Annotated in this window: 16 protein-coding genes; 15 read left to right on the top strand and 1 reads right to left on the bottom strand. The window is 33.5% G+C overall.

Translation table 11 applies throughout. The features are described 5' to 3' along the window. Nucleotides 1–108 precede the first annotated feature (108 nt). The 6 genes from R9X47_RS05720 (at nt 109) to R9X47_RS05695 (ending at nt 5,852) form a co-directional block, all read left to right on the top strand. Entirely contained in the window at nt 109–633 is a 525-nt protein-coding gene (locus R9X47_RS05720; protein ID WP_432665770.1) for a hypothetical protein, read from the top strand. Between the two features lie 17 nt (nt 634–650). After that, complete coding sequence (locus tag R9X47_RS05715) at nt 651–1,286, top strand: hypothetical protein (RefSeq protein WP_432665769.1); 636 nt, start codon at nt 651–653, stop codon at nt 1,284–1,286. Nucleotides 1,287–1,332: 46 nt separating this feature from the next. Continuing rightward, a complete protein-coding gene (locus tag R9X47_RS05710; protein ID WP_432665768.1) occupies nt 1,333–1,953 on the top strand; it encodes a HutD/Ves family protein in 621 nt (206 codons plus the stop codon). Nucleotides 1,954–2,020: 67 nt separating this feature from the next. Further along, nucleotides 2,021–3,772 (top strand): sigma-54 interaction domain-containing protein, encoded by a 1,752-nt coding sequence (locus R9X47_RS05705; RefSeq protein ID WP_432665767.1) that lies wholly within the window; start codon nt 2,021–2,023, stop codon nt 3,770–3,772. Nucleotides 3,773–4,028: 256 nt separating this feature from the next. Then, complete coding sequence (locus tag R9X47_RS05700; protein ID WP_432665766.1) at nt 4,029–5,411, top strand: tryptophanase; 1,383 nt, start codon at nt 4,029–4,031, stop codon at nt 5,409–5,411. Nucleotides 5,412–5,684: 273 nt separating this feature from the next. Next, complete coding sequence (locus R9X47_RS05695; protein WP_432665765.1) at nt 5,685–5,852, top strand: hypothetical protein; 168 nt, start codon at nt 5,685–5,687, stop codon at nt 5,850–5,852. A gap of 91 nt (nt 5,853–5,943) precedes the next feature. Here R9X47_RS05695 and R9X47_RS05690 read toward each other — a convergent pair whose 3' ends face one another. Continuing rightward, on the bottom strand, nt 5,944–6,123 hold the full coding sequence (locus R9X47_RS05690; protein ID WP_432665764.1) for a small, acid-soluble spore protein, alpha/beta type: 180 nt from the start codon (nt 6,121–6,123) through the stop codon (nt 5,944–5,946). 98 nt (nt 6,124–6,221) lie between these two features. On the opposite strand from R9X47_RS05690, the gene R9X47_RS05685 reads away from it, so the two are divergent. The 9 genes from R9X47_RS05685 to R9X47_RS05645 all read left to right on the top strand — a co-directional run bounded on the left by R9X47_RS05685 (nt 6,222) and on the right by R9X47_RS05645 (nt 19,072). Beyond that, a complete protein-coding gene (locus tag R9X47_RS05685; RefSeq protein ID WP_432665763.1) occupies nt 6,222–7,823 on the top strand; it encodes an amidohydrolase in 1,602 nt (533 codons plus the stop codon). A gap of 154 nt (nt 7,824–7,977) precedes the next feature. Further along, nucleotides 7,978–8,814, top strand: a complete 837-nt coding sequence (locus R9X47_RS05680) for a YjjW family glycine radical enzyme activase (RefSeq protein WP_432665762.1) — start codon at nt 7,978–7,980, stop codon at nt 8,812–8,814. 224 nt (nt 8,815–9,038) lie between these two features. Further along, nucleotides 9,039–9,974 carry a diacylglycerol/lipid kinase family protein gene (locus R9X47_RS05675; protein WP_432665761.1) on the top strand — a complete coding sequence of 312 codons (936 nt, stop codon included), beginning with the start codon at nt 9,039–9,041 and terminating at the stop codon, nt 9,972–9,974. 762 nt (nt 9,975–10,736) lie between these two features. Next, nucleotides 10,737–12,185, top strand: coding sequence for an alkaline phosphatase (locus R9X47_RS05670; RefSeq protein WP_432665760.1), 1,449 nt, complete (start codon nt 10,737–10,739; stop codon nt 12,183–12,185). A 68-nt stretch (nt 12,186–12,253) separates the two neighbouring features. Then, the gene (locus R9X47_RS05665) at nt 12,254–13,438 is read left to right on the top strand and encodes a YibE/F family protein (RefSeq protein WP_432665759.1); all 1,185 of its coding nucleotides are present in this window, start codon (nt 12,254–12,256) and stop codon (nt 13,436–13,438) included. A gap of 119 nt (nt 13,439–13,557) precedes the next feature. Continuing rightward, nucleotides 13,558–14,904 carry a stalk domain-containing protein gene (locus R9X47_RS05660; protein ID WP_432665758.1) on the top strand — a complete coding sequence of 449 codons (1,347 nt, stop codon included), beginning with the start codon at nt 13,558–13,560 and terminating at the stop codon, nt 14,902–14,904. A 362-nt stretch (nt 14,905–15,266) separates the two neighbouring features. Beyond that, nucleotides 15,267–17,492: a formate C-acetyltransferase gene (gene pflB / locus R9X47_RS05655; protein WP_432665757.1), complete on the top strand. Its 2,226-nt coding sequence runs from the start codon at nt 15,267–15,269 to the stop codon at nt 17,490–17,492. Nucleotides 17,493–17,537: 45 nt separating this feature from the next. Next, nucleotides 17,538–18,269 carry a pyruvate formate-lyase-activating protein gene (gene pflA / locus R9X47_RS05650; RefSeq protein WP_432665756.1) on the top strand — a complete coding sequence of 244 codons (732 nt, stop codon included), beginning with the start codon at nt 17,538–17,540 and terminating at the stop codon, nt 18,267–18,269. A gap of 281 nt (nt 18,270–18,550) precedes the next feature. Beyond that, on the top strand, nt 18,551–19,072 hold the full coding sequence (locus R9X47_RS05645; protein ID WP_432665755.1) for a peptidylprolyl isomerase: 522 nt from the start codon (nt 18,551–18,553) through the stop codon (nt 19,070–19,072). The last annotated feature ends 42 nt before the right edge of the window (nt 19,073–19,114 follow it).

Genomic DNA, 19,114 nt, shown 5'->3' with positions numbered 1-19,114 from the left:
TTTTTTCACAAAAATTTATTAAACCTTGAAGTTGATTATCTCTATAAGCATTGAGATGTTTCACAGGATAGAGTAACATATTAAATAACATGACGAAAGGAGTTGCCTATGAAAAGTGTCATTAAACTTATTTCAATAGGAATTCTGTTATTTATACTAGTTGGCTGCGGAGAAAGTGATTCTGATACAGAAATTGAAGAGCTGATTAATCAAATAGAAAATAATAGTGAAGAAGAAATAACAACCGATATTAAGACGGAAAAATTGGTAAGTGATGAAAATAAAGAAGAGAGTGAACTTGGTACTTCGAATCAGGAGAGCAGTAATACAGAAAAAGAGGCTGAAAAAGTAGTTGGAGAAGAGCCACAAAAGGAGATAAAAAAAGAAGAAGGAATAAAGTCAGAAACTGTAAATCAGGATGAAACAAGTAATACACAGGAGTCTTCCAAAGAAAGCAAGGAACAACCTCAACAACAGGCTGAAGTTATTGCAAAATCTAATAATACTGTAACTAGTAAGGAAAAAGAAGAGATTTTAAATGAAATAGACAAACTCCTTGATGATGTGTTCAAAGGGATAGATGAAATCGATACAATCGAAAACGATGATCTAGTAATTGAGAATGAGAACTAGAGGAGGGAGGATAGATAATGAAGAGATTTATTTATATATTTATAGCTATATGTTTGTCCCTTAGTGCTATGATTTCTTTCGCCGATGAGAAACCTACATATTCAAAGCTAAAGGATAAACTTGAGAATAGAAGTGAAGAAAAAAAGAAGAAAATAGAGGCTAGGAAAGAAAGAGAGAACAAAATAAAAGATAGAGAAGAAATAGAGAATAGAACAAAGAATAAAGAAGAAAAAAAGGAAAAGCTTAAAAATAAAATTCAAAGCTCAAGTAAAGTAAAGGAAGAAATAAAGTCTGATGTAAAGCAAATTTCTGATAATAGAGAGAAAATATCAGAGTTAGTTAAAGAATCAAAGGAAGCCTATAAAAAAGCAAAGGAACACGTTAAGAGCCTTATGAAGCAAAAAGACTCATTAACAGATGAGCAGGTTGAAATGCTTAAGAGTTCCTTAGTACTCCTAAAAAACTCAAATGTTAAAATTAGAGATTCGAAAGGTGATTATGAGGGAATAAGAAAGAGGCTAAAGGTTGCTAGGGAAAATAGGGATTTTAACACGGTCCAGGAATGTTATGAAAAAATAATTGAGATCCAAAATTCTAGAATAGAGAATCTTAATAAGTTTATGAAGAACATTAATAGTATTACTGAGATATAGGTGTAATAAACGATATAAACATTAAGGATGAAAGGTACTGATAAATATGGCATATGAGATAGAATTGATCAAAAAAAATCAACTTAAAACTAATAACTGGTCAGGAGGAACTACAACACAGCTTGCAATTCATCCAAAGGATGCAATATATAGTGAGAGAAATTTTAAGTGGAGATTGAGTTCGGCCAAGGTAGACGTAGATGAATCGGATTTTACCTCTCTTCCAGGCATTGATAGAATTATTATGATAATTGAAGGTCAGTTAAAATTAGAACATGAAGGGCACCATAAAAGTGTACTAAACCCTTTCGATCAAGATTCCTTTAGTGGAAGCTGGAAAACCAAAAGCTATGGAAGGGTAATAGACTTTAACCTTATGACCAGCGAAGACTGTGATGGAAGTCTAGAAGCTATCCATCTCTTAAAGGGAAAAACAAAGAAAATTACTTTTGATAAGGAAATTGATAAGTTTCTTAAGGAAACTCAAGCTATCTATTGTGTAGATGGACAAACTAGAGTAGATATAGCTAACAATGAATCCTTTAGATTGAATAAGGGAGATATTATTTTAATAACTTCAGAGCACAATTTCAATCATCGAGATTTTAAGGTGCATAATGATGGTGATACTCAGTCGAAATTAATTAAAGCTACCATAAGATACTAAGTAATGTCATTTTGTTATTAGAAATATGAAGGAAGAATTGAAAATCAAAGCTCGAGTAGGTGTTAAGATGTCAAGTCATGAAATAGTTCAATACCTAGATTCAATACTAAGTAGAGATAATAGTAAAAGAAATAATGAAGAATTTCAAATTATTAATGATGCCTTCGAACTTTACAATATCAACTCCCAAAGTTTAAGTGGTATACTTTTGTTGTTAGATGATAGAGATATTGTGAGAAATACCAATAAACATGATAGATCAAAAAAAAGCTTTGTTGGTAGATCTTTAACATTACCATCTAAAGAAAAAATAGAAATTGGTAAAACCTTAAAACTTGATAAAAATAGATTTTCTATTCATTATTTAAAAACTTCAACTAAAGAATATAATAAAGAAAGATTTTCGCTTTGTTTTATTACTGAAGAAGAAATCAATGATGATATTGAAGGAATGTTAGAGGCTGTTACCTTAAAGGTTAATAAGTCCATTGAACTTTTAAAAAGATATAATCAAAGCAATAACTTTCTGTTAAAATATTTGGATTCCATTGACGAAGGAATATCGACAAGTGATCTGAACGGAAGAATTACCTATGTAAATAAAGCCTGCTGTGATATCTTAGGCATAAAAAAAGAAGAAATAAAAAATGGCACAAGGGAGATCTCACCAGAATATAAGCCGATACTAAAAAGGATTAGAAGAGACAAAAAGAGTATAATAGATGAAGATTATTTTCCCAAATATAAAAAGGAAACGGTTCATCTTATAAATTCTACCTATCCTGTATTTAACGATGGAAAGGATTTAATAGGTACAATAGATATTTTTAGAGGAATAAAAAGATCTACAAAGTTGGCTAATACCTTGGTCGGTCAAAATGTTTCATATAAGTTTCAAAATATTATTGGTGAAAGTAGTGTTTTGAAAGAAAAAATTGGACTAGCCAAAAGCTTTTCTCTAAGTGATGCAAATGTTTATATTCAGGGAGAAAGTGGTACTGGAAAAGAATTGTTTGCACAATCGATTCACAATTTTAGTAAAAGAAGAAATGAGTCATTCGTAGCAATTAACTGCGCAAACTTCCCCTTAGAACTTGTGGACAGTGAATTATTTGGATATGAAGAAGGCGCATTTACTGGAGCAAAAAAAGGTGGTAAGATTGGAAAGTTTGAACTAGCAAACGGTGGAACATTATTTCTCGATGAAATTGGAGAAATGCAGCTTCATTTACAGGCCAAGCTTTTAAGAGTATTAGAAACTAGGACATTATTTAGAATAGGCGGAAATAAACCAATAAATATAGATGTGAAAATTATTGCAGCAACCAATAGAAATTTATACCAAATGGTTAAAAACGGAGAATTTAGAGAAGACCTATACTATAGACTAAAGGTTCTGTTTTTAGAGATTCCTCCTCTAAGGGATAGAGAAGATGATGTATTACTGTTAACGGACTATTTCATAAAAAAGATTGGTATGGGTATGGGAAAACAAGTAAAGGGAGTAAACCAGGAAGGGAAAAGGTTATTGCTTAGGTATGAGTGGCCTGGAAATATAAGAGAACTTGAAAATATTGTTGCACGTGCTTTATTTATTTGTGATGGTGATATAATAACCGAGGAAGATTTACTAAAGGCTGGTATAAAGCTAGAGGAAGAAAATGCAATTATAAAAAGTGAGCTTAAGGAAATAAATAAGGAGATACTAATAAAAACATTAAAGCAAACAAAGGGAAATAAAAAGAAGACTGCAGAAATTTTGGGATTGTCTAGACCTACCGTGTATAGGATGATTAAGAAGTATAATGTAAAACTATGAAACATGTAACGAAATATTACATTGGCATAGAAGCGTGTAATTTAAGTAGTATATAGAATTATAGGAAAAAATAGTGTAACAATGTTTTACATTGTTTTTTTCTATTTTTTGGATGGAATAAATTCTATATGCTAATATTAATGGTTTCAGCCTATTATAAAAGTTGGCATGACAATTGCTAATGTAATTAGTGGAGATTTAATTATGAATTTTTTTGAATATTATTGTGATAATAATTATTGAGGAGGTTAAAATAATGGAAATCAGAAAAGCAGAACCTTTTAAAATTAAGATGGTGGAACCTATACGACTTATACCAAGAGAAGAAAGAGAAGCAAGATTAAAGGAAGCGGGATACAATCCATTTGCACTTAGAGCAGAGGACGTATATATAGACCTATTGACTGACAGTGGTACAGGAGCGATGAGTGACAGACAGTGGGCAGGATTAATGATGGGAGACGAATCCTATGCAGGAAGTAGAAGTTTTTATAGACTAGAAGAAGTTGCAAAGAACATCACAGGTTATAAATATGTAATACCTACTCATCAAGGTAGAGGAGCCGAGCAGGTTGTATTTCCAAATGTAATAAAGAAGCCAGGTGACTATGTAATAAGTAATATGCATTTTGATACAACAAAGGCACACGTAGAGATTGCTGGAGGTAGAGCAATAAACCTAATAGATGAAAAAGCATTCAATACAACGGAATACGATGATTTCAAGGGTGATTTTGATCTAGAAAAGGTAGAGGACTTTATAAAGAATAATAATATAGAGGACATATCTTGTATAGTTGTTACAGTAACTTGTAACTCAGCTGGTGGACAGCCTGTATCAATGAAGAATATAAAGGGTGTTAAAGAAATAGCTGATAAGTACGGACTAAAGGTATTTATGGATGCTGCAAGATATGCTGAGAATGCATATTTTATCAAATTAAGAGAAGAAGGATACAAGGATAAGACAATAAGAGAAATTTCAAAAGAAATGTTTAGCTATGCCGATGGAATGATGATGAGTTCTAAAAAAGATGGTTTAGCAAATATGGGTGGTTTAATAGCAATAAAGGATGACGAAGAACTATATACAGCATGCCGCTCTACAGTAGTACCGCTAGAAGGATTCCCAACCTATGGAGGACTTTCAGGAAGAGATATGGAAGCCTTGGCTGTAGGTTTAGAAGAGGCATTAGAGTTCGAATACCTAGAGTATAGAATGGAACAAGTAAAATACCTAGGAGATAGATTAAGAGAAGCAGGAGTACCAATACAATACCCAACAGGTGGTCATGCGGTATTTGTTGATTGTAAGAAAATATGTCCACATATACCTTACCATCAATTCCCAGCTCAAGCAGTTTGTAATGCAGTATACTTAGCTGCAGGTGTAAGACCTGTTGAAATAGGATCATTCCTACTAGGAAGGGACCCGGATACAGGAGAAAATATTGAATCGCCACTTGAGCTTATGAGACTTACGATTCCAAGAAGAGTTTATACAAATAGACATATGGATGTTGTTGCAGATGCAGTAATTGAAGTATTTAAAAATGCAGATAAACTAGTTGGTTTTGAGTTTGATTATGAGCCAAAGGTTTTAAGACACTTCACTGCTAAGTTAAAACCTATTAAATAATATATATAGGGTTTACATAGTAAAACTTAATTTATATATGTACAAATACTCGATGTTTCTAAGAGTTTTGGACATGTATAAATTAAAGTTTTTACTTAAATCCTTATAGGAAAAAGGATGGCTGAATAATTTTAGCCATCTTTTTTATGAGCTCTATAAAAACTTTATGTAATAAAACAATTATAATCCTCATAGTAAATAGTAGACCTAGATTGTTTATTAAACCTCTATAGATAATCTAGGACTAGAATAGAGTACAAGGAGGAATTAATTGTGAGACAAGTAAAAATATTTAGCAGCAGGTCTTTAAGACTTGAAGACGATATAAATGAATGGTTAAAAGAGAACAAAGGGTATAATATAGTTGATATAAAGATGTTTAGAACAGATGCTTTTTTCTATTCATTAGTTATTTATGAAGTTATGCCTAAATCTGATTAGTTTCATGAAGAATTGTCCAATATATAGTGAGAAGGGGGTGTCTCATAAAAGCATCTTATGAGACACTCCCTTTTCTTGGTGATAAAAGAATTTACTTGTCTAGCAATTCTCTTTCTCCTTTTTCTACTAGGCTTTTAGTAATACGCCCAGTGTGATAGGATGCTAAGTAGTCAGTATTATTATCACTTATACCTAACTCCTTGGCCATTTCAGCCTTGAACTGATCTAGAGCTGCTCTTGCCTCGGGAACAACTAAATTTCTTCTTGACAACAAAATCACCTCCTTGTGAGGTTTATAGGTACATATATAGTATGTTCAAAAAGATCTAAATAATAATGTATAATAAACATAAGAGGGGGTAATGAATAATGGAGCTAATTTTGATGAATGGTAAAGTTGTAACGATGGATTGTGAAGGGAGAATCGCCCAGGCTATAGGTATTGATGAAGGGAAAATTGTTGCGATAGGTAATAATGAAGAAATACTGAGCCTAAAAAAAAGTCATACAAAAATTATTGATCTTGATGATAAATTAGTGCTGCCTGGATTTAACGATAGTCATATACATATGTTGAATTACGGATATACCTCTAGACAGCTTGCTCTAGGAGATTGCAAATCCATTAAGGACTTAGTTGAAGCCAGTAAGAAATATATTAGGGAGAAAGCTATTCAGAGGGGAAAATGGCTTTTGGGAAGGGGATGGAATCAAGACTATTTCATAGAGAAAAGATTTCCTACTAGACATGATTTAGATAACATATCCTTAGATCATCCAATTTGTTTAACGAGAACCTGTGGGCATATGGCAGTAGCAAATAGTATTGCGATAGATATTGCGAAGAAGTTGAACAGAAATATCAATAATGAAAATATAGATTGGGATTTAGGTATATTTAAGGAAGATGCCATAAATGCATTGTATGAGGCCGTTACGATTCCATCAATAGAAGAAATAAAGAGTGACATAGTATCTGCGGCTAATGATTTTTTGAAAAGTGGAATAACATCTGTTCAAAGCGATGATCTTACTGCAATGCCAGATAGGGATTTTAAAAAGGTTATTAAAGCCTATGAAGAGCTGATAAAGGAAGGAAGATTACCAATAAGGGTTTATGAGCAATGCCTCCTTCCAGATGTGGAGACCTTAAATGAGTTCTTACGATTAGGATACAGAACAGGTGTTGGTAGTGAAAAATTTAAGATTGGGCCTTTAAAACTTTTAGTTGATGGGTCTTTAGGAGCAAGAACAGCACGGTTATGTGATAACTACGATGATGACTCATCTACAAAAGGAGTGCTTTTGTACTCACAGGATGAATTAAATGAGTTGGTTTTAATCGCCCATAAAAATAATATGCAAATAGCAATTCATGCTATTGGAGACAAGGCAATGTATATGGTTTTAGAAAGCATCAGATATGCAAAGGAGCAATTTAACAGGGAAGATTCAAGGCATGGGATTGTACATTGTCAAATTACCGATGAGAAAATACTTGATGGACTTAAAAACGAGGAGATGTTGGCTTATATACAGCCAATATTTTTAGACTATGATTTACACATAGTTGAAGATAGAGTTGGGAAGGAAAAAGCAAAGAAGACCTATAATTGGAAAACTATGATTGACAAAGGGATAAAAGTATCTGGAGGGTCCGATGCTCCAGTCGTAGCTTTTAATGTACTTGAAAACATTTATTCTGCCGTAACAAGAATGGATTTAAGAGAATATCCTCAAGGTGGATGGCTGCCTGAACAAAAATTAAGTGTAGAGGAAGCAGTTCGGATATTCACAATTAATGGAGCCCATGCATCCTTTGAAGAAAATATTAAAGGTAGTTTAGAAATAGGAAAATTAGCGGATATGGTAGTGTTGTCCGAGGATATCTTTACAATAGATGAGGAAAGAATTAAGGACGCAAGTGTAGCTATGACAATTGTTGATGGAAGAATTGTATATGAAGTTTAATATAGTAATGTAACATGGACTTAAGGATATTAAATTAAAACTCCTGCAAGATGTGTATATCAACTGATTATGGGTATATTGATACAAAGGGTGAAAATCAATATAATGTATATGGAAGTAAAAACTAAAGATTTATAGACAGGATGATAAAAAGATGTGTAATGGCTTGATTAATAGAATAATTCCCTTTAGCTCTGTAGATGGGCCAGGAAATAGAACAGCCATCTTTTTACAGGGATGCAATTATAATTGTCTATACTGCCATAATCCTGAGACTATAAACCGATGTAATGGATGCGGTAGATGTGTAGACGTTTGTCCATACGGAGCCCTTTCGATTATAGATAATAAAGTCAAATGGGATAGTTTTCTATGTAAAGAGTGTGATAAATGCCTAGAAGTTTGTGACAATACCAGCTCACCAAAAGTTATTAAAATGACAGCCCTGGAAGTCATGAAAGAGATTTTACGAGTAAAATCATTTATTTCAGGTATAACTGTATCCGGTGGAGAATGTACATTACAATTAGAATTTGTTATAGATCTATTTAGAAGAGCAAAGGAAGAGGGATTAACCACCTTTCTTGATACAAACGGATCAGTACCATTGTATGAAAGGAATGACCTAATAGAATCTATGGATATGGCTATGGTGGATCTCAAGTCATATGATTCAGAGGAACACAAAAAGCTCACCGGTATGGATAATAAGGTCGTTCTAAAAAACATCCAATATCTTGCTAGTATAAATAAACTGTATGAGGTAAGAACTGTAATAGTACCAGAGCTTTTAGACAACTTTAATAATGTTGATATGATAAGTAAACTAATAGGATCACTAGATCCATCTATAAGATATAAGCTAATAAAATATAGAGATAAGGGCGTACGTTCAAAGCTGATTGATAGCTATACTCCTGGTGATGAAATGATGGATAAGTTAGCAAGTATAGCTACTAAAAATGGTTGTACTAATGTAATAAAGGTGTAGGAAATTATAATCAAATAGAATTATTTTCTAGCTAAAAATTGTACTTAAGAGTGAAGTAAGTATAATTTGTTTATAATAAAAGATAAGATCTATAGACAACTTACTTTAGAGAGTTCCAAGTAAATCTTAATTTATGGATATCAAAATACCCGATGTTTCTGGGGCGTTTTGACGTGTATAAATTAAAGTTTTGACTGGAATCTCTATATTCTATGGAGGTTGACATGAACGTAAAAATTATTAACAATCCTTCTTCCGGAAGAACAACATTACAAAAGTATCTCGAAACAATTGTAGGAAGGTTAGTTTTACAGGGCACTTTTAGATGTGTAGATAAATTTGATACTAAAGGAAAAAATGATGCCTTTAACGAAGTAATGAAAATTAAAGAAGGCCAGTATGACCTAATCATTGCTGTTGGTGGTGATGGGACTCTTAATGAAGTGGTAAATGGGATTGTTAAAGCTGGAATAAACACTCCAGTAACTGTTTTTCCCGCGGGAACTGTAAATGACTTTGCTAAGTATTTAAGTATTCCAAATGATATTGACGGCATTTGCGATATGTTTAGCAATGGAAAAATAGTAAATATTGATGTTTGTAAGGCAAATGATAAGTGTTTGATAAATGTTGCAGCAGCAGGATTGTTGACCGATGTTCCTCTAAAGGCTTCGGTGGCTTCGAAAACTGCTTTAGGTAAGTTTGCTTATTATGCTGAAGTTGTCAAAGAAATACCTAAACAGCTTTTAAAGTCTGTTAAATACAGATTTGAATATGATGGAGAATCCTTTGAAGAAGACGTATTGTTATTTGCAATACTTAACTCTTCGTCGGCAGGGGGATTTAAGAAGTTTGCGCCCCATGCAGGGCTAAATGATGGTAAATTTGATGTATGTATATTCAAGAAATCAGATATATTTGATACAGCTTCAATTTTCCTGCAAATACTGAGAGGAGAGCATATAAATAATAGCAGTGTAAGATATTTTCAAACCGATAAGCTGTCAGTCCATTGCCTAGAAGGTTGTGATGTTCACATGGACATAGATGGTGAAGATGGCGGTCCTTTACCAGTGGAGTTTGAAATGTTACCATCTAGGTTAAAATTTTTTATACCAAATAATCAATTACAAAAAGGGACTATAAACATATTGTCGTAGTTATAGTAAAGAAAATGAGGAGCTTTAATAGCTCCTCATTTCAGATTGTAGACAAAGTCTACAAGATGACAGACTTTTGAGAAAGCTGAAGTTCGAGGCGTGATGAAAGCAAGAGACCGCAGCGTATACAGACATACGTAAGGGTTCTTGCTTGAGGCAACCACGAAGAAATTTGGGTTTGTCAAAAGTCTCAAATGAGGAACTTTAATAGTTCCTCACTTTTTTTTAATACATGGAAAATTATAATAATTCATATTTTATTAAGAAATTAATATAATTAGATTATAGGCTTGTTAAATTTGATATAGAGAACTTAATAGAATATCTAAATATTTACTAAGTATAACTTATATGAAATAGGAAAATTTTACTTAATATTAACACGAGCTTAACAAAACAATTATACATATAGGTTAAAGTACTATTAGAGATTTATGTTGTGGAGAAATTTTCTAGAAAAGAGAAAAGATATTAAAATTTTATGTTCCCTTATATTGAATTAAACTTCTTATTGCATCAATAAAATTCGGAATATTTAGAATTGGGCATCAATTTTATTGCATAAATTTAACAAAAATGATAAAATGTAATCACAAAATTATCAAAATATAACAAAAATGTAACAAACAAATAACAAGGAAGGTGTTGTTGTCAAAGATAATAGGGGATGAGGTTAGTTTTTTAACGATTGAAAAATTATAGTGTTTTTAGCAGTTGTAGAGCTCTACAACTGACTATAAATAAACTCAAGGGGGTAAAAAAATGTTTAAGAGAAATTCATTTACAAAGTTTGTCGCAGTACTTATGTTAATTGGACTAGTTGTATCCAATGGTGTAATTGGGTTTGCGATGGAAGATGCACCTAAAGCAGATGCACCAAAATATGTATTCTATTTTATTGGAGACGGTATGGGGGCCGCTCAAAGGCAAATAGCGGAGTACTACAAGCAAGAAGTAACAGGAGACAAAAGTGCAAAATTACTAATGAATTCTTTTCCAACGGCAGGTATTAATACTACATATTCTTCAGATTCTTTAATTACTGACTCAGCAGCAGCAGGTACTGCTTTAGCAACAGGTAAAAAAACAAATAGCGGTGTTGTGTCAAAGCTTCCTGATGGGACTGATGTAAAAACTTTAGTAGAAGCAGCTGAAGAAAAAGGAATAGCTACAGGTATAATAACTAGTACTAGACTTACCCATGCTACACCAGCAGTATTTGTAGCCCATAATGAAAATAGAAATAATGAGAATGAAATAGCAGAAGAATTCGTAGATAGCGGAGTTGAATTCATTGCAGGTGGAGGAAATAGACATTTTGTACCTCAAAACTGGAAGTGGGGTAAGTCAAAAAGAGAAGATGATAGAAATCTTTTAAATGAACTTGCGGAAAAGGGATACAAGGTATTTGAAAGTGCAGATTCTTCCAATGAATTTAGACAGTATCACCCATCTGGCGAGGAGAAGGTTATTGCAACACTTTCGTACTCACATTTGCCATATGAGATTGACAGAAAGCAAAACAATGAAAGTCCAAGTCTAGCAGAAATCACAGAAAAGGGAATAGAAGTGCTAACAAAATATGATAATGGATTTTTCCTAATGGTTGAAGGTGGAAGAATTGACCATGCCTGTCATGCTAATGATGCTGCGGGAGCAATAAATGATGCTTTAGCATTTGATGAAGCTCTTGGTAAGGCATATGAGTTTTATAAAAAACATCCAAAGGAAACATTAATTGTAGTTGTAGGTGACCATGAAACCGGTGGTATGGGACTCGGATTTGCTAAGAACTACTTCTTGAAATTAGATGAGTTAACTGATATAAAAGCATCTGTTGATGATGTATTAACTAAGAAGTATGATGGAGATAGAGAAGCGTACTTTAGCTATATAGCTGAATACTTTGGTTTAGATGATTTAACTGAGAAAGAGAAGGCTGAAATTGTTAAGGCAATGGACATAGCCGATAGTGAAGTAGAATATGATGTTGCGGTATATGGACCATCATACTATGGACCAGTAGCAGTTGCGACTACACACATTATCTCTGAAAGAGCAAATGTTGAATGGACTACCTTTGCTCACTCTGCTACATCTATCCCTATGTCAGCAATAGGTGTTGGAGCAGAAAACTTTGGAGGATATAAGGATAATACGGAGATTGCTAAGGCAATGGCAAACTTATTGGGCTTTGAATTAACGAAGTAAACTATAAATATTTAGAAAAAAAGCCGAGAGATAATCTCGGCTTTTTTTGTAACTACGGGGTGAAGTCTATGAAAAAAGCTATGCCAATTCTATATGTAATTAGTATGATTATGCTAATAATAGGCTTATTGGCTTATGAAAATCCAGAAGAAAAGATTTTAGATAATCAAGCGGAGGTTAAAGGGATAGTATTAGAAACAGATGAATCTGAGGTTATACAATCAGGAATATCTAAAATAGGATATCAGTCCTTAATGGTGGAAATCACTGAAGGTCAGTTTAAGGGGCAAAAGGTAAGAACTATAAATCAATTAGTTGGAAAATTAGATTACGATAACTTTTATATACCAGAGGATAAAATCATAATTGCAATTTTACATGAAGGTGATGAAATAAAGGCAGCGAAGGCAATAGATATTTACAGACAGGGTTGGCAGTTAGTACTCTTCGGACTTTTCGTTTTATGTCTAATTATTTATGCCGGCTTTACGGGTATTAGAGCACTATTTTCATTTATAGCAAGTTTATTTATTATATGGAAGTTTTTAATTCCTGGGTTACTATCAGGAAAAGAACCTTTAATGTTAACGGCTTTAGTTTTGACCCTATTGTCTGGAATCATTATTTTTTCTGTTGCTGGGCTTACTAAGAAGGGTTTAGCGGCATTTGTAGGGACCATGTGTGGATTGCTGGTGACTATAGGAATAACAGTTTTTTTTGGAAAGAGATTAAGTCTCTACGGAATGACATCACCCTTTGCAGAGGCGTTAATCTTTAGTGGGCATCTCGATTTAAATATGAAGCATATATTTTATGCTGCAATAATCATTGGTGCTTCTGGGGCAGCCATGGATATAGCCATGGATGTAGCGGCTTCCATGGAAGAGATAAAGTTAAAAAAGCCTGATATAGAATGCAGGGAGCTAATTGCTTCTGGCTTTAACGTTGGCAAAGCTGTAATAGGTACGATGACAACAACTCTATTACTAGCATACTCGGGCGGTTATTTGACACTACTCATGCTTTTTATGACTAAGAACTCTAGCTTTGGAAGAATCATTAATCTTAAGATAGTAAGCGCTGAAATCATGAGGACCGTTGTTGGGAGTATAGGACTAGTTTTAGTTGCGCCTCTGACAGCCTTGTTTGCAGGATGGATATATTCATCAGAATTTATTGGGAGTTTTAAAGCTGAGAAAATAAGTCAGGGGAACAATGAGAAATTGGCTCCCGACGTATCGATTGAAAAATAGGGGATTGAACCTTTCACATATTCCATTATATACATTTACTGTAACATATTAAAAAAAGGGTTTGTAATAAATAAAAAAGAACAGTATATAAATTGATAAAAATTTAAGGAGTGGAATTTGTGAAAAAAATTATTGGAAAAACTTTTTTTATCTTGCTTATATTTAGTCTACTAACATCGATTTCTATAAATAGAACATCATTAGCTGAGGAAAGGATAGCTTACGGAAGAACATCTGCTTCTAAAGATGTAAGAGTTAAGTTTGAGGGTCACTTTCTAAACTTTGATGTAGATCCAATGATAATCAATGGTAGAACATTAGTACCTTTCAGAGTGATTTTAGAAGCTTTGGGAGCTGAAGTGGGTTGGGATGGAGATAGTAGAACGGTTTCTGCAATTAAGGATAATCTAAATATAAAACTGAAGATTGATAGTACAGAGGCATTTGTTAATAGTAAGAAGACTGATTTGGATGTTCCTGCTATGATTATTGATGGAAGGACATTGATACCAGTTAGATTTATATCTGAAGAATTAGGGTGTACTGTGGATTGGGATGGAGATATGAGGATTGTTACAATTTCTACTTCAAATACTTCTGACAATAAAGATATTGAGAAAGAATTTACATTTCAAGGAATTGCTATAGGTGATTCGGAGAAGAAGGTAATAAATGTTTTAGGTCAGCCGACACGTAAGGATTTAAGCAAATATGGATTTAGATGGTATATTTATAATGGTGACTATAGCAAGTATATTCAAGTGGGGGTAAACAATAATAAAGTAGTGGGGATATATACTAATGCATCCAATTGGGTATCGAAGAAAGGAATAGAAACTACTACTTCGAAAGAAAAAGTTCAGAATACTTATGGAAAGCCTTTAACAGGAATCACAAAGGGGAATACCATATATAAACTAGACAGCTTAGAGTCGGATACTTATTTAATTGAGGATTACTATACAACTATATTTTATGACTTGCATAAGGAAAAGACGTTAACGGCTATACTTCTCATTGATAAAGAAGTAGAAGAAAGTCTCAAGGGTTACTTTGGTGAGGCTAGTGATGAACTAAAGAAAAGCTACGAGAGACAGGTTTTCGATCTTGCAAATGCCATTAGGGCAAGATTTAATAAGAATTACTTTAAATGGGATGATAAAATATCAAATGTTGCGAGGAATCATAGTGAAGATATGGCAAAGCATAGTTATTTCTCACATGTGAATCTTGAAGGGAAGTCACCCTTTGAAAGAATGAAAAAAAATAATGTTCAATATATTAAGGCGGCAGAGAATATTGCAGGAGGTCAACCTAGTGCAATATTTGCCCATGAGGGATGGATGAACTCGGCTGGACATAGAAAGAACATATTAGGGGATTGTGAAAGATTAGGTGTAGGGGTTTATCTAGGTGGAGATTACAACATATATTATACTCAAAACTTCTATACACCTATGAAATAAATAATTTTGAGATGAAGATAGAAAGTTAAATCTCTTCGTTTTGAAAAATGACCTAAATTATGGCAGAATACAACTGGTTTGTATTCTGTTTATTTTTTTTGAATGTAATCATCGTGAAATAGAAATATTAAGAATCAGATAAATTAATAAAATTTAAAATGTATTTTTAGAAAAGGTATTGAAAATAATTATCAATTATATTATAATGATAGCAAATAGTATTATGTATTCTGTATACAAAATACTATTTGAAGGTTAAATTATATAATACAACAATAATTAAAGAAGAAATAATGAACTTAAAAAATGTAATTTTACTAATTAAACCAAAGCTTTTACTTACATGAAAGGATGTGCTAATCATGATAGAATGGAAAGAGTTTAAAAGCGGTAACTGGATAAAAGAAATTGATGTTCGTGACTTTATTCAACGAAACTATACACCCTATGAAGGAAATGAAGAGTTTTTAGCTGGAGTAACAGAAAGAACACAGAAATTATGGGGCGAAGTTCTTGACCTAATGAAGGAAGAAAGAGAAAAGGGAATCCTAGGTGTAGAGACTAAGAAAGTATCTAGAGTAACTTCACATGGTCCTGGATATATTGATAAAGAATTAGAACAGATTGTAGGCTTACAGACAGACAAACCACTTAAGAGAGGTATTATACCATTTGGAGGACTTAGAGTCGTTAAAAGGGCTCTTGAAGCTTATGATTATGAATTAGATAAACAGACGGAAGAAATATTTTCGCACTATAGAAAGACCCATAACGAAGGTGTTTTTGACGCCTATACCGATGACATGAAGAAAGCAAGAAAATCTGGGGTAATAACAGGATTGCCAGATGCATATGGTCGTGGAAGAATTATAGGAGACTACAGAAGGGTTGCACTATACGGAATCAATAGATTAATAGAAGAGAAGAAAAAAGAAAAGAAGCAGTTAGAAATGGAATATATGGAGTCGAGTGTTGTAAGACTTAGAGAAGAAATTGCTGATCAAATAAAAGCACTACATGAGCTTAAGGAAATGGCTGATGGTTATGGATTAGATATATCAAGGCCAGCTGCAAATGCAAGGGAAGCAGTACAGTGGACGTATTTTGGATACCTTGGTGCAATAAAAGAGCAAGATGGAGCGGCAATGTCTTTAGGCCGTGTATCAAGTTTTCTAGATATATACTTTCAAAGAGATATTAAAAACGGAGTGCTGACAGAGATAGAAGCTCAAGAGATAGTGGATCATTTTGTTATGAAGCTTCGTATGGTACGTTTCCTAAGAACACCAGAGTATAATCAATTATTCTCAGGAGATCCAACATGGGTAACAGAGGTAATTGGAGGTATGGGTGTAGATGGTAGAACATTAGTTACCAAAACTAGCTATAGGATACTTCATACCCTATACAATCTTGGACCAGCTCCTGAACCTAACTTAACTGTGCTATGGTCCACAAAGCTTCCTGAAAACTTTAAGAGATATTGCTCTAAAGTATCCATAGATACTAGTTCAATACAGTATGAAAATGATGACTTGATGAGAGAAAGCTTTGGTGATGACTACGGTATTGCTTGTTGTGTATCTGCAATGAAGATTGGGAAACAGATGCAATTTTTCGGTGCCAGAGCAAACTTAGCAAAAGCCATGTTATACGCGATAAATGGAGGAAAGGACGAGAAGTCAGGGGAGCAAATTGGTCCTGAATACGCTCCGATTACTTCAGAGTATCTAGATTATGATGAAGTAATCAGAAAGTTTGATCAAGTAATGGATTGGCTTGCCCAGCTTTATATTAACACACTAAACATTATTCACTTTATGCATGACAAATACAACTATGAAAAACTGCAAATGGCATTACATGATAAGGATGTATTAAGAACTTCGGCTTGTGGTATAGCAGGACTTTCTGTAGTTGCAGACTCATTGGCAGCAATAAAGCACGCTAAGGTTAGAGTAATAAGAAATGAAGAAGGCTTAGCTGTAGATTATGAAGTAGAAGGTGATTACCCTGCATTCGGTAATAATGATGATAGAGTCGATGATATAGCTGCTGATATTGTAAAAACATTTATGAATAAACTGCGTAAACATAAGACATATAGAAGCTCTGTACCTACTTTATCCATCTTAACAATAACATCAAATGTTGTGTATGGTAAGAAAACTGGAAGTACTCCGGACGGAAGAAAAGGTGGAGAACCATTTGCACCGGGCGCAAATCCTATGCATGGAAGAGATGAAAAGGGAGCAGTTGCATCTATGGCTTCCGTAGCAAAACTACCATATCAGCATTGTGAAGATGGTATTTCATATACATTTTCAATTGTACCAAATGCTTTAGGTAAAAACGAGGGAGATAGGATTGGAAATTTAGCTGGTATACTTGATGGCTACTTCCATGACTTAGGACATCATATAAATGTTAATGTTCTAAATAAGGAAACATTGATGGATGCAATGGAGCATCCAGAGGAATATCCACAGCTTACGATCCGTGTATCAGGATATGCTGTAAACTTTATAAAATTAACAAGAGAGCAGCAGCTAGATGTTCTTAAGAGAACCTTCCATGAACGTTTTTAGAAATGAAATTTTGAAAATTATTCAAGCTAAAAGTTGGTGATTAATATGGATATCTTGGGAAAGATTCATTCAGTCGAAACCTGTGGTACATTAGATGGGCCTGGAATCCGTTATGTTATTTTTTTTCAAGGATGCCCTCTAAGATGCCAATACTGTCATAATCCAGATACATGGAAAATTGATGAAGGGAAAAAAGTAACAGTTGATGAACTAATGGAAGATATAATCAAATATAAATCCTTTATGAAATTTTCCGGTGGAGGGGTTACAGCCAGTGGTGGTGAGGCTTTAATACAGCATGGCTTTCTTGAGGAATTATTTAAAAGATGCAAGGAAGAAGAGATTCATACAGCATTGGATACCTCCGGTTGTATTAATCTATCAGCTGTCGAAAGAGTTATTGAATATACTGATCTAGTACTTCTTGATATAAAGTCCTTCAGGACTCAGCGTTATAAAGAGTTGACTGGAGCATCTATTACACCGACGTTAGAGTTTGCGAAATATCTTTCGGAGATTAATAAGCCGATGTGGGTAAGATATGTATTAGTTCCAGGCTTAACCGATGATTTTGATGAAATTGAAGAATTAGCGGCCTTTCTAGGCAAACTACAAAACATTGAAAAAGTAGAAATTCTTCCATTTCACAAGATGGGAGAGTATAAATGGGAAGAACTAGGATATGAATACAAGTTGAAGGAAACTGATCCACCCGATGAGAACATGATAGAGGCGGCTAAGTGTATATTTAAAAAGTATGAATTAAATGTCTTTTAGGATATGTCTCTAGACTACAAATTTTTAGAAATACAGGGGGTTGGACTCATGAGATTATCTTATGGGACAGCCCTTGATAAATTTTTCATGAATAATCCGGGTTTAATAGTAACTTTTAGCCTAAATTAGTATATAATATATATGCTTACATAAATTTAAATATAGAGATTCCAGTCAAAACTTTAATTTATGCACATCAAAACTCTCTAGAAACATCGGATATTTTGATATGTATAAATTAATATTTACTTGGAACTCTCTGTGGAAGAAAGGACGATAATATGAAAAAGAATCCAGTGGTTACGATAACAATGGAAAATGGGAGCCAAATAAAGGTAGAGTTATATCCAGATGTTGCTCCAAATACTGTAAAAAACTTTGTTTCTCTTGTGAATAAGGGATATTACAATGGATTAATATTCCATAGAGTAATTAAGGGCTTTATGATTCAAGGTGGATGCCCTGAGGGAACTGGAACAGGTGGACCAGGTTATTCAATAAAGGGTGAGTTTTCAAGAAACGGATTTGATAATGACCTAGTACATACAGAAGGGGTAATCTCTATGGCAAGGGCAATGAATCCAAATTCTGCGGGATCTCAATTCTTCATTATGCATAAGAATTCACCTCACCTAGATGGACAATATGCAGCTTTTGGAAAGGTAATCGAAGGAATGGAAGAGGTAAACAAGATTGCAGAGGTTGATACAAATCATATGGATAGACCATTAGATGAGCAAAGAATGAAGGAAGTAACTGTTGAACTATTTGGAGAAGAGTACGAAGAACCAGAAAAAATGTAATGAAAAATAAATCAAACTCATAAAAATAACCTATTTGTAAAA

This window comes from Wukongibacter baidiensis (genome assembly GCF_050888315.1).
GTDB lineage: Bacteria > Bacillota > Clostridia > Peptostreptococcales > Caminicellaceae > Wukongibacter > Wukongibacter baidiensis.
This window is presented reverse-complemented; position numbering and strand designations above follow the sequence as displayed.